Below are 12,478 nucleotides of genomic sequence, written 5' to 3' on the forward strand. Positions count from 1 at the left end.
TATTATAATTCCACCGCCACGGGAATAATCTTAGACCAAAGTATAGTATCGGCCGGTTCGGCGCGGCCAAACAGGTAGCCCTGCAGCCCGTCGCAGCCGATCTGGCACAGCGCGTCCCGCTGCGCCGGGGTCTCCACGCCCTCGGCCACCACGCACAAGCCCATGCCGTGCGCCAGCGTGACGATGCTGCGCACGATGGTGGCCGCGTTCGGCGCGCGCAGCATGTCGCGCACGAAGGAGCGGTCTATCTTCAGCTGCTCGATGGGCAGCCGCTGCAGATAGCTGAGCGAGGAATAGCCGGTGCCGAAATCGTCCAGCGAGAAGCCCACGCCGCAGGCCTTCAGCCGCGCCATCTTGGCGATGATGTCGTCCACGTCGGCCAGCAGCATGCTTTCGGTCAGCTCCAGTTTCAGCAGGCGCGGATCGGCGCCGGTGCCGGCGACGATCTGCAGCACATGCTCGGCGAAGTCCGGCTGGCGGAACTGGCGCGCGCTGACATTGACCGCCACGGTGAGCCCGCGCGTGCAGGGCGACTCCTGCCACTGCACCAGCTGGCGGCAGGCGGTGGCCAGCACCCAGTCGCCGATATCGATAATCAGCCCGCTCTTTTCCGCCTGCGGAATGAATTCGGCCGGCGGCACCAGGCCGCGGCGCGGATGCCGCCACCGCAGCAGCGCTTCGGCGCCGGTGGGCCGCCCGTCCGCGTCCACCACCGGCTGGTAGTGCAATTCCAGCTCGGCGCGCGCCAGCGCAAAGCGCAGGTCCGATTCCAGCATGGCGGTGGCGTCCAGCGCCGCCTGCATCAGCGGATCGAAGAAGCGGAAGGTGGCGCGGCCCGCCGCCTTGGCCTCGTACATGGCCATGTCGGCCTGGCGCAGCAGGTCGCTGATGGTGTGGTTACCCGCGCCGAACAGCACCACGCCTATGCTGGGCGTGCTGCGCAGCTCGTGGCCGTCCAGCGGATAGCTCAGGCTCAGCGCGCTGACCACCTTCTGCGCCACCACCTCGGCATGGGCCGCCGCCTCCTGCGCGCTCGCGCCCAGCACTTCGAGCAGGATCACGAACTCGTCGCCGCCCAGCCGGGCCACGGTGTCACTGTCGCGCGTGACCTGCTGCAGGCGGAAGGCCACCATCTCGAGCAGGCGGTCGCCCATTTCGTGGCCCAGCGTGTCGTTGAGGGACTTGAAATTGTCCAGGTCCACGAACAGCACCGCGCCGTGGCAGGCGCCGCGCTCGGACTTGGCGATGGCGTGGCCCAGCCGGTCCAGCAACAGGCGCCGGTTGGGCAGCTTGGTCAGGCCGTCGTAGAACGCCAGGTGGGCGATTTCCGCCTCGGCCAGCTTGCGCGCGCTGATGTCCATGCGCGTGCCCACCATGCGCAGCGCCGTGCCGTCCGGCGCGCGCTCGCTCACCTTGCCCCGGCTTTGCAGCCAGATCCAGTGCCCGGCGCGGTGGCGCATGCGGTACTCGGCTTCGTAGGAACGGCTGCCGTCCTCCAGGTGGCCGGCCAGCGCGGCGTCCAGCGCCTCCCAGTCGTCCGGATGCACCAGGGCGCGCCAGTTGCCCGGCGCCGTGGGCAGCTCACCGGGCAGATAGCCCAGCATGGCGGCGGCGCGCGCGTCGCCGGTGCGCACGTCGCGCACCAGGTCCCAGTCCCACAGGCCCAGGTTGGCGCCGTTCAGCGCCAGCTCCACCCGCTCGGCGGCGGCGGCGCGCTCCTCCTCGCCCTCCAGCGCCAGCTGCTCCAGCGCCATGCGGCGGCGCTGGGCCAGCGCCAGCCCGCCCGCCCCCGCCACGCCCGTCAGCAGCCAGGCCATGCCGCTGATCCAGGCCAGGTTGTGCCAGCCCGCCTCTATCTTGTCCTGGCTGCGCGTCAGGCTCACGATCAGCGCCTTGTCCAGTCCCAGCTCGCGCAGCGCCATGGTGCGCTGGACCACCAGGCGGCGGTCGCCGCCCAGCACCGTCAGCGGCAAGGCGCTGTGCAGATGATAACGAAAAAAGAGATCGGCGGCGGCATCGGCGCGCATGGCCGCCGGGTTGGCCGGCACGTACAGGATGCGGCGCCCGCTGCCGTCGGTGATGGCGCTGCTCATATCGGGCGCGTACAGCGCCGAGCGCATCACCGCATCGAAATACTCGGGGTTGAGGATGGCGCTGACCGCGCCCGCATTGTGCCCCGCGCCGTCCACCATCGCCAGCGACAGCTTGATGTTGAACACGCCGGGCGTGTTTTCGTAGGGCTGCGACAGGTACAGTGTGTCCGGCGAGCGCATATGCGCCACCTGGCTGGTGTAGAGTTTGTCGTCCAGGCGGGCGTCGCGCAGGTCGTCATCCGACACCTGGATGCGGCCCTCGCGGTCCACCACCACCAGCGCCCGCACGCCCGGCATGGCGCGCTTGAGCGACTGCAGCAGCAGGCGGCGGCAGTCGCTGGCGCAGGTGCCCACGCTGCCCGGCGAGCCGAAGGCGGCGCGCGCGCTGTCGAGCGCATTGCGCACGCCCTCCAGCTGGTGCTGCAGATTCTCGTCGATGATCAGCGTCTGCATGCGCATGCGTTCGATGTCGGAGCCGAGCAGCAGGCGGCGCTCGGTCCAGATGAAATACACGGCCATCAGGCCGCTCATCAACAGCACCAGCGCCAGCACCAGCCACTCGGCGGTGGCGCGGCGCGGACGGCGGCGCCAACGGGCTAACAGTTCGACTGGCATGACTCCCTCCGGATCGGTACAAGCCGCAAAGCTGCGGGATGCTGACCACTATAGATAGCGGACGGCGGCCTGAAAATCAGACCTTGGTATGCCGCCTCATACCAAAGTGTGATGTTCACAATGCCGGGTAGTCGGTGTAGCCGCGCGCGCCGCCGCCGTAGAAGCTGAACGGATCGGGCTCGTTGTACGGGCCGTTGCGGGCAATGCGCGCCACCAGGTCGGGATTGGCGATGAACTGCCGGCCGAAGGCAACCATGTCCGCGCGCCCAAAGGCAACCAGGTGCTCGGCCTGCTCCGGCGACAGGCCAGCGTTGGCGATCACCACGCCGCCGTAATTGCTGCGGATAAGCTGCAGCAGCTGCGCCATGTCGCTGCTACCGCCCCAGGCGTTGGTGTCGGCGCCGTGCACGTAGCCAATACCGTAGCTGTCGAGCATGCGCAAAACGTAGGCGTAAGTCTCGGCGGCGTCCTCGTCGAGCGCATTGTTATACAGCGCAAAGGGCGAGATGCGCACTCCCACGCGCTCCGGCGGCACTGCCCGCAGCACCGCCTCGATCACCAGGCGCAGGAAGCGCGCGCGGTTTTCCACGCTGCCGCCGAATTCGTCGCTGCGCCGGTTGACATGGGGCGAGAGGAACTGCTGCGGCAGGTAGCCGTTGGCCGCGTGGATCTCCACGCCATCCAGGCCGGCCCGCAGCGCGTTGGCGGCGCCGGCGCCAAATTCGGCCACCGCCTCGTGGATCTCGGCCACGCTCATGGCGCGCGAAGGCGAAGCCGCCAGGCGCGTGTAATAGCCGTTGCGCAGCGCGCCATATACCTGCAGCATGCCCAGGTCGTCGTTGAAGCCGGACGGCGAGAGCGGCTGGCGGCCGTCGAGCAGCGCGTAGCTGCCCACGCGGCCGCCGTGCCACAGCTGCATGAAGATCTTCCCGCCCCGGCTATGCACAGCGGCGGCGACCTGCTTCCAGCCGGCCAGCTGCGCCTCTCTGTAGATGCCGGGGGCCAGCTCGAAGGCGGCCGAGTTGGGCGATACATTGGTGGCTTCGCTGATAATCAGCCCCGCCGTTGCGCGCTGCAGGTAATATTCTGCGTTGAGCGCCGTCGGCACGCCGCCGTCGCCTGCGCGGGAGCGGGTGACGGGGGCCATGGCGATGCGGCTGCTGAGGGGCAGGCCGCCCAGGGTCATGGTTTGCAGGATGTTTTTCATATTCGGCTCCGTGTAATTGAATGCAGCCACTGTAGCGGCGCCGGGACGCGCCGATAATCCGGGCGGGGCCGACAACACCATTGCGCTGCGCGCAAAGATGAAGGAACACTGATGGATCGTTTTGCGGAATTGAAGGCGTTTTGCCTGGTGGCGGCCAGCGGCGGGTTTTCGCCGGCGGCGCGCCAGCTGGGGGTGGCCGCGTCGTCGGTGACGCGGCTGGTCGATGCGCTGGAAAAGCGTGTCGGCACGGCGCTGCTGAACCGCTCCACGCGCAAGGTCACGCTGACCGACAGCGGCCAGCAGTACTACGCCAGCGCGCAGGCCATCCTGGCGCAGCTGGACCAGGCCGACGACGCGGCCGCAGCCCGCCACGGCCAGGCCGGCGGCTTGCTGCGGGTGTCGGCCCCGGTCACGTTCAGCACCATGTTTATCGCGCCGCTGCTGGGCGAGCTGGCACGCCGCCATCCCCGGCTGGAGCTCGACCTGCACCTGAGCGATGCGGTGAGCAATATGGTGGACGACAGCATCGACGTGGCGATCCGCATCGGCGCGGCGCAGCAGCAGCCCAACCTGATCGCGCGCCGCCTGAGCGGCCACCAGCGCGTCATTTGCGCCAGTCCGGCATATCTGGAACGGCACGGCACGCCGGAAGCGCCGGAGGATCTGCTGCGCCACAACTGCCTGCTGTTTTCCTACGGCGTAGCGCGGCGCGGCTGGCGCCTGCAATCCCAGCAGGCCGGCGCCGGCTTCACCGAACTGCCGGTACGCGGCACGCTCACCATCAATAATTCGGAAATGCTGCGCCGCGCCGCGCTCGACGGCGTGGGGATCGCCATGCTGCCGGACTGGCTGGTGCGCGGCGACCTGGCCGCCGGCACGCTGCAGCCCCTGCTGGGCGGCTACCAGGCCAATCCGGGCGAGATGGAAATCGGCCTTTACGCCATGTACGCCGCCAACCGGCGCGGCTCCCAGGCGATCAAGGCCTTTGTCGACCTGCTGGCCGAGCACCTGGCGCAGCCGCTGACCTGATCCTGGCGGCGGCTAGCGCACACCGCCCTGCAAGCGCAGCGGCTGGCGCGCCAGCCGGAAACGGCCCACCAGGGCGGCCAGCACGCCAGCCTGGTCGCTCAGGCTGCCCGCCGCCGCAGCGGCCTGCTCCACCAGCGCCGCGTTCTGCTGGGTCGCCGCGTCCATATCGGCAATGGCCGCGTGAACATGGCCGATGCCGGTGCTTTGCTCGCTGGACGCCTCGCCTATGCCGGCCAGCACCGTGCGCATGCGGGTGACGCTGGCCACCACCTCGTCCATCGTGCCGCCGGCGCGGGCGGCCTTGCCGCTGCCCTCGGCAATGCCGCGCACCGCGCCGTCGATCAGCGTCTTGATCTCGCGCGCGGCGGCCGCACTGCGCTGGGCCAGGCCGCGCACTTCGGCCGCCACCACCGCGAATCCCTTGCCCTGCTCCCCGGCCCGCGCCGCCTCCACCGCCGCGTTCAGCGCCAGCAGATTGGTCTGAAACGCGATGCCGTCGATCACGCCGGTGATGGCCTCGATGCGGCTGGCGCTGGCGTGGATGGCGTGCATGGTCTGCACCACCTCCGCCACTGCTTGCCCGCCACGGTGCGCCACATCGCCCGCCTCCCCCGCCAGCCGGTTGGCCTGCCGGACATGCTCGGCGTTCTGCGCCACGGTCTGCGTGAGCTGCTCCATCGATGCGGCGGTTTCCTCCAGCGAGCTGGCCTGGCTCTCCGTGCGCGCCGACAGATCCAGGTTGCCGGTGGCAATCTGCGAGGAGGCCGCGGCAATGGTGACGGCGCTGCCGCTGATGGCCCCTATCATGCCGGCCAGGTTCTGCTGCATGGTTTTCATTGCGTGCAGCAGACTGTCCTCGTCTCCCGGCGCGGTGGCGACGGCCATGCCGAGGTTGTTGGCCGCGATCTGCCGCGCCACCTCCACCGCATATTCAGGGCTGCCGCCCAGCGCCCTCTGCAAGCTGCGGTTGACCAGCACCACCACGGCAGCCAGCAGGGCGCACAGCAGCGCGGTCACCGCCAGCGCCCGATACAGCGAAGCGTGGAAGGCGGCGTCGATATCGTCCGTGTACACGCCCGCCACCAAAGCCCAGCCCCACGGCTGGTAACTCACTATCCGGCTCAACTTGGCGGACGGCGCGCTCTGACCGGGGCGCAGCCAAAGATAGGACAGATAGCCCTCGCCCTGGGCGGAAGCCGCCATGCTGGCCACTTCGCGGAATACGTAGCGGCCGGCCGGATCGCGGAAATCCAGCATGGACTTGCCGTCGTTGGCCGGGTTGCCCGGGTTTTGCACAGCGCTGCCGTCCAGCCCCAGGATGGCGACGTAGCCGTCCTGCCCATAGCGGATATGGCGCAGCACGCGCCTGGCCTCGGCCATCGCTTCCGCCTGGCTGATTTCTCCCGCCCTGGCCGCTGCGGCCAAGCCGCGCACGATAGACAGCGCGGCCTGATCCACATCGGCCAGGTTGGCCTTGCGCTCCTCATAGCGCAAGGTGCGGGTTTCAAAGGCGTGCAGCAGCGACAAGACGCAGATGCACAGCAGGCAGGCCGCCAGCGGCAGCCAGAGTTTCTGTTGAAAGGTTAGGCGTTTCATCACGGCGCTCCGGAGTGTGGGGATGGGAACCGACTGTAGCTGCGCCGCCTGCGCCGGGGAATACGCGCCGCGCGCCGAACATTTTTGCGCGCCGCGCAATGAAGTTGGAGTTGCATCTATCCCTTAGTCCAGATAGACGGGCAATCGTGCGCTGCCCAGAATGCAAGCTTGACCAACCTGCAAGGACTTGCCATGACCACTACCCGCACCATCAATACCGTCACCACCCGCGACGGCACGCTGATCAACTTCAAGGACTGGGGCCACGGCCCGGCCGTGGTGTTCAGCCACGGCTGGCCGCTGCAGGGCGACGCCTGGGAAGACCAGATGATGTTCCTGGCCGAACACGGCTACCGCGTGATCGCGCACGACCGCCGTGGCCACGGCCTGTCGAGCAAGCCGTGGCACGGCAACGACATGGACACCTACGCCGACGACCTGGCCACGCTGATCGACGCGCTGGACCTGACCGGTGCCACCCTGGTGGGCCACTCCACCGGCGGTGGCGAAGTGGCGCGCTATATCGGCCGCCACGGCACGGACCGCGTGGCGCGCGCGGTGCTGGTGGGCGCGGTCACGCCGCAAATGCTGGTCGGTCCGGCCAATCCGAACGGCGTGCCGATGGAAGTGTTCGACGGCATCCGCAGCGCGGTGCAGGCCGACCGCTCGCAGTTCTTCAAGGATCTAACCACCGCCTTCTACGGCTTCAACCGCGAAGGCGCCAAGGACTCGCCGGGCCTGCGCGACACCTTCTGGCTGCAAGGCATGCAGTGCAGCATCCGCAGCGCCTACGCCTGCATCAAGCAGTTCTCGGAAACCGACTTCACCGAAGACCTGAAAAAGATGACGGTGCCCACGCTGGTGATCCACGGCGACGACGACCAGATCGTGCCGATCGCCGCCACCGCGCGCCGCGCCGTGGAGCTGCTGCCGCAGGGTACGCTGAGCGTGTACGAAGGCGCGCCACACGGCCTGCCCGCCACGCACAAGGACAAGCTCAACGCCGAGCTGCTGGCCTTCCTGCGTTCCTGATCGGCCCCGCCATGGCTGCGACCACCACCCGATTCACGCTTCCGCTCATGGCCGCAGCCATGCTGCAGTTTGCGCCGCTGGCTCCGCCCGCCCAGGCGGGCGCGCCGCAAGTGCGCAGCCAGGCGCCCGGCTACTACCGCATGATGCTGGGCGACTTTGAAATCACCGTGCTGTCCGACGGCACGCACGCCTTCCCCATCGACACGGTGATGAACAACATCACCCCGGCGCAGATCGGGCGCGGGCTGGACGACGCCGGCCTGGCGCAGCCGCTGCAAGGCTCCATCAGCGCCTTCCTCATCAACACCGGCAGCCGCCTGATACTGGTCGACGCAGGCGCCGGCGCGCTGTACGGCGACTGCTGCGGCAAGCTGCTGGAGCACCTGCGCGCCGCAGGCTACAAGCCGGAGCAGGTGGACACCGTGCTGCTCACCCATCTGCACAAGGATCACGCCGGCGGCGTGATGCGCCAGGGCGCGGCGGCCTTTCCCAACGCCGTGCTGCGCATGGCGCAGGGCGAAGCGCACTACTGGCTGAGCGCATCGGCGCAGGCGGCCGCACCGGAATTCCTGCGCAGCTTCTTCGACAGCGCGCGCGCCGCCGTGGCGCCCTACCAGGCCGCAGGCCGCTTCCAGCCCTACGCCGCCTTCGGCCAGCTGGAACCGGGCGTGCGCGCCCTGCCCGCGCCGGGCCATACACCCGGGCACGCGGCCTATCTGGTGGAAAGCCGGGGACGGCAATTGCTGGTCTGGGGCGACATTGTGCACGTGGCCCCGCTGCAGTTCCCGCATCCGGAAGCCACCGTCAAGTACGACAGCGACGCCGCCGACGCGCAACGCCAGCGCCGGGCCTTGCTGGACATGGCCGCCAGCCAGCGCATGGTGGTGGGCGCCGCCCACATCGCCTTCCCCGGCCTGGGCCGCATCGGCGCACCAGGCGGCGCGAGCCCCGGCTACCGCTGGCTGCCCGTCAACTACGAAGGCGCACCCGGCGCGGACTGAGCGCGCCGCCGCTGCCTGAGGCCTGCCTGAGCCTTGTCAGGGCTGCGCCTTGCTGTTCAGCGTCACCTTGGCGCCCGCCAGGCCGTCGCTGGACGCGGTCACCGTGATCGCGCCGGCTTGCCCCGCCCTGGTCCGCACGATGGCCAGCGCCAGGCCATTGAAGGCCGCGCGCTCGGGCGACTGGAAGGACACCAGGCTGGTGGCGTCGCCATTGTCGGTGGCCACCAGCTCGCCCGGTCCGCTGACGGTGAAGCGCACCGCGTTGCTGCTGCGGGGGACCGGCCGGCCTTCCTTGTCGGTGATCGCCACCGTGACGAAGGACAGGTCTTTGCCGTCGGCCTGCAGCGCGCTGCGGTCCGCCGTCAGCGCCAGCCTGGCGGCCTTGCCCGCCGTCTGCACCGTATCCTCGGCCCAGGGCTTGCCCTGCTTGTACACGACCGCTTTCAGCGCGCCCGGCTGGTAAACCACGTCGTCCCAGCGCAGGCGGTAGTCGCGCGCGCCGCGCTGCTTGCGGCCCAGCGATTTCCCGTTCAGGAACAGCTCCGCCTCGTCGCCGGAGGTGTACAGGTGCACCGGCGTGACCTGCCCCACCCGCTCCGGCCAGTTCCAGTGCGGCAGCAGGTGCGCCATTGGCAGCTCCGGCCGCCAGCGCGCCTGGTACAGGTAGTAGCGGTCCTTCTTGAAGCCCGCCAGGTCCACGATGCCGAAGTATGAGCTGCGCGACGGCACTTTCACCTTGCTCAGCTCCGCCAGTTCCTTCTCGGCGCGCGCGCGGGCGGCCGGATCGGTGAAGTTCAGCGCGTTGGTGCTGTCCGCGTTGTAGGGCGTGGGCTCGCCCAGGTAATCGAAACCGGTCCAGACGAATTCGCCCGCCACGAAAGGATTGTCGTCCAGGCCCTTGAACTCCAGCTCCGGCGCGGAGGCCCAGCGCGGCGCAGACAGGTCGTAGCTGCTGACCTGGAAATTGGCCAGGCCTTTCGACTTGTCGTCGCTCACCGGGAAGAAGTATTCGCCGCGCGAGCTGACGGTGGACGCGGTCTCGCTGCCTATCACCGGGATGTGCGGGGCGCTCTTGTGGAAGGTCGGGTACTCCCACGGCTTGTAGTTGAAGCCCACCACGTCCACGGCGGTCTGGAAGCCGTTGTAGCCTGAGACCACGTGGTTGAATCCGGCCGTGGTCAGGCGCGTACGGTCCTCGCTGCGCACGATGTCCGCCAAGTGGGCCGCCATCTTCCAGCCCTCCGGTTCGCCCTGCTCGCGGATCTCGTTCCCTATGCTCCACATGATGATGCTGGGGTGGTTGCGGTCGCGCTTCACCATGGCGCGCAAGTCCTTCTCGTGCCATTCGTCGTACAGGCGGCCGTAGTCGTTCTTCTTCTTGCTCAGGCGCCAGGCGTCGAAGGCCTCCTCCACGATGAGGAAGCCCATGCGGTCGGCCAGCTCCAGCATTTCCGGCGCGGGCGGGTTGTGCGTGGTGCGGATGGCGTTCACGCCCATGTCGCGCAGGATCTCGAGCTGACGCTCCAGCGCGCGCACGTTCAGCGCGGCGCCCAGCGCCCCCAGGTCGTGGTGCATGCACACGCCCTGGATGGGCACATGCTCACCGTTCAGTATCAGCCCACGCCCGGCCTCGAAGGCCACCGTGCGCACGCCGAACGGCGTTTCCACTTCGTCCGTCACCTTGCCCTCGCCGGACACGGTGGTCACCGCCACGTAGCGCTGCGGCTTGGCGGGGCTCCAGAATTTGGGCTGCGCCAGCTGCAGCGACTGCGCCAGCAGGATCTGGCGCCCCGCGCCCACCTTGGTCAGCGCCGACGGGCTGCTTTGTGCCAGCGCCGGCCCGGTGCGGCGGCCCGCCGCATCCAGCGCGTAAATGGCGGTCGACACCTGCGCGGCGGTGGCGCCGCCGCTATTCTCCAGCGTCACCTGCACGTCCACCGTGGCCTCGCCGGCCTTGACGATGGGCGTGGTGACGAAGGTGCCGTTATGCGCCACGTGCAGCGGCGCGGCTTTCACCAGCCATACATTGCGGTAGATGCCGCCGCCCGGATACCAGCGCGAGGAATCGGGCGGATTGTCGATGCGCACCGCCAGCACATTTTCCGCGCCCGGCTTGAGGTGCTTGCTCAGGTCCACGCGGAAGGAGCTGTAGCCGTAAGGCCAGCCTCCCACCTGCTCGCCATTGAGCCATACCGTGGCGTGCGACATGGCGCCGTCGATGTCGAGATAGACTTGCCGGACCGCGTCGCCGGCGGGCGCGGTGAAGGTCTTGCGGTACCAGGCCACGCCCCACCACGGCAGCTTGCCGGTCTCGCCTTCGTATTCCTGCTTGAACGGGCCTTCGATGCCGAAGTCGTGCGGCAGGTCCAGCTTGCGCCAGGCCTTGTCGTCCAGCCCCGGCGCAGCGCCTGCCCCTGCGGCGCCGGCCGGCTCGCCTTTCATGAAACGCCAGTCGGCGTTGAAGGAGACACGGTCGGCGGCATGGGCGGACACGCTCATGCCCACGCCGGCGGCGAGCAGCAGATGGGGAATCAGGCGCATGGCAAGAAAAATGGATTGATCGGACAGCCAGTATCAACTTGAAAAGCTTTACCGATCAATACCAAAAAACGTATAGCAAAAGCGAAAAAAGGACTACCTCCCCGGACTCCCTGCTACGGCGCCGCTTCCACCGCCTTCAGGCTGAACACTTCCGCGCTGGACAGGATGTCGTTGGCGTCCAGGCCACCGAGCAGCATCAGGCGCTCGCCCGGCAGCAACGTGGCCGAATGGCTGAAGCGCTTGCGCAGCGCCACCTTGGCCGGGGTCCAGCGGTCGGCGGCGTAGTCGTACAGTTCCGCCGTAGGCAGCGCGCCGCTGGCGATCACGCCGCCTTCGGCCAGCACTCGGCCGCTCGGCAGCAGCGTGGCCGTGTGCAGGTGGCGCGCGGCGGCCATGCTCGCGGCGGGCGACCAGTGCTGCTGCGCGGCGTCGTACAGTTCCGCGCTGGCCAGCGAGCGGTTGGAGCCGAAGCCGCCGGTCACCAGCACTTTCCCGTTCGGCAGCAGGCTGGCCGTGTGCGACCAGCGCTGCTCGCGCAGCACGCCGCCCGGCGTCCAGCTGTTGCTGGCGGGGTCGTAGATTTCGCTGTCGGACAGGCCGCCGAACTCGCCCGCGCCTGCGCTCAGCAGCACCTTGCCGTTGGCCAGCAGCGTGGCCGCGTGCAGCTGGCGCGCGGTGCGCATGGGCGCGGCCTTGGTCCAGGTTTGCGACTGCGGGTCGTAGATGACGGCGGTGGCCAGCGCCATGGTGTCCTCGTATTCGTCGCCATCCGGGTAGCCGTGGCCGCCGGCGATGAAGACGCGGCCGTCGCGCAGCAGCGTGGCCGTGTGCGCGGCGCGCAGCGCTTCGCTCATGGGGCCGAGCGCGAACCAGGTGTTGGCGGCAGGGTCGTAGACTTCTGCGTTGTTGCGGAAGGTGGTGCGGTCCACGCCGCCGGTCACCAGCACGTTGCCGTTGGCGAGCAGCGTGGCGGTGTGCTGGGAGCGCGCCACCGTCATGGTCTCGGACTCGGTCCACTTGTTGGATTTCGGGTCGTAGATTTCGGTGTGCGTGGTGGCCGCGCCGTCGCGGCCTATGCCGCCGGCCACCAGCACGGTGCCGTCGCGCAGCACGGTGGCCGTGTGGCCCTGGCGCGCGATCAGCATGGGGGCGGCTTCGCCGTTGCGCGCTGCGGACGCTGCGATGGCGGCGGCAGGTGCAACGGCTGCTGCGGTGGCGGCGCCGAAAGACGGCGCGGCGGCCAGGCACAGCGCGGCGGTGCACAGCAGCGCGGCACGGCGCTGGAAAGTCTTGAGGATGGAGGTCATGGATGCGGGATGGACGGAGTCGGAAAAACGCCCGGCGCGAAGCCGGGCGTCCACTAC

At 69.0% G+C, this 12,478-nt stretch carries 8 protein-coding genes; 3 read left to right on the forward strand and 5 right to left on the reverse strand.

Features of this window, described 5'->3' with window-relative positions; translation table 11 throughout:
* Positions 1–2 precede the first annotated feature (2 nt).
* Both KT882_RS21435 and KT882_RS21440 read right to left on the reverse strand, forming a co-directional pair.
* Positions 3–2,708, reverse strand: coding sequence for a bifunctional diguanylate cyclase/phosphodiesterase (locus KT882_RS21435; RefSeq protein WP_161070543.1), 2,706 nt, complete (start codon positions 2,706–2,708; stop codon positions 3–5).
* 115 nt (positions 2,709–2,823) lie between these two features.
* Entirely contained in the window at positions 2,824–3,915 is a 1,092-nt protein-coding gene (locus KT882_RS21440; RefSeq protein WP_161070542.1) for an alkene reductase, read from the reverse strand.
* A 111-nt stretch (positions 3,916–4,026) separates the two neighbouring features.
* On the opposite strand from KT882_RS21440, the gene KT882_RS21445 reads away from it, so the two are divergent.
* A complete protein-coding gene (locus tag KT882_RS21445; RefSeq protein ID WP_161070541.1) occupies positions 4,027–4,944 on the forward strand; it encodes a LysR family transcriptional regulator in 918 nt (305 codons plus the stop codon).
* 12 nt (positions 4,945–4,956) lie between these two features.
* Here the strand turns inward: KT882_RS21445 and KT882_RS21450 are convergent, their stop codons facing one another.
* Positions 4,957–6,540, reverse strand: a complete 1,584-nt coding sequence (locus tag KT882_RS21450) for a methyl-accepting chemotaxis protein (RefSeq protein ID WP_228893260.1) — start codon at positions 6,538–6,540, stop codon at positions 4,957–4,959.
* A 210-nt stretch (positions 6,541–6,750) separates the two neighbouring features.
* On the opposite strand from KT882_RS21450, the gene KT882_RS21455 reads away from it, so the two are divergent.
* Positions 6,751–7,572, forward strand: a complete 822-nt coding sequence (locus tag KT882_RS21455) for an alpha/beta fold hydrolase (RefSeq protein ID WP_161070780.1) — start codon at positions 6,751–6,753, stop codon at positions 7,570–7,572.
* Positions 7,573–7,619: 47 nt separating this feature from the next.
* Complete coding sequence (locus KT882_RS21460) at positions 7,620–8,573, forward strand: MBL fold metallo-hydrolase (protein WP_407682054.1); 954 nt, start codon at positions 7,620–7,622, stop codon at positions 8,571–8,573.
* A gap of 36 nt (positions 8,574–8,609) precedes the next feature.
* On the opposite strand, the gene galB is transcribed toward KT882_RS21460, so the two are convergent.
* Together galB and KT882_RS21470 are read right to left on the reverse strand one after the other, a co-directional pair.
* Positions 8,610–11,114, reverse strand: a complete 2,505-nt coding sequence (gene galB, locus KT882_RS21465; RefSeq protein WP_228893262.1) for a beta-galactosidase GalB — start codon at positions 11,112–11,114, stop codon at positions 8,610–8,612.
* Between the two features lie 113 nt (positions 11,115–11,227).
* Positions 11,228–12,475, reverse strand: a complete 1,248-nt coding sequence (locus KT882_RS21470) for a Kelch repeat-containing protein (RefSeq protein WP_228893263.1) — start codon at positions 12,473–12,475, stop codon at positions 11,228–11,230.
* Positions 12,476–12,478: the final 3 nt, after the last annotated feature.

Origin of the sequence: Pseudoduganella aquatica, from assembly GCF_020865585.1 — a bacterium.
Lineage (GTDB): Bacteria > Pseudomonadota > Gammaproteobacteria > Burkholderiales > Burkholderiaceae_D > Rugamonas > Rugamonas aquatica_A.

Bases quoted from the DNA above. Each gene is read 5' to 3' on its own strand.
- KT882_RS21460 (WP_407682054.1), top strand. From the start codon at position 7,620: ATGGCCGCAGCCATGCTGCAGTTTGCGCCGCTGGCTCCGCCCGCCCAG.
- KT882_RS21440 (WP_161070542.1), bottom strand. From the start codon at position 3,915: ATGAAAAACATCCTGCAAACCATGACCCTGGGCGGCCTGCCCCTCAGC.
- KT882_RS21450 (WP_228893260.1), bottom strand. From the start codon at position 6,540: ATGAAACGCCTAACCTTTCAACAGAAACTCTGGCTGCCGCTGGCGGCC.
- KT882_RS21445 (WP_161070541.1), top strand. From the start codon at position 4,027: ATGGATCGTTTTGCGGAATTGAAGGCGTTTTGCCTGGTGGCGGCCAGC.
- galB (WP_228893262.1), bottom strand. From the start codon at position 11,114: ATGCGCCTGATTCCCCATCTGCTGCTCGCCGCCGGCGTGGGCATGAGC.
- KT882_RS21435 (WP_161070543.1), bottom strand. From the start codon at position 2,708: ATGCCAGTCGAACTGTTAGCCCGTTGGCGCCGCCGTCCGCGCCGCGCC.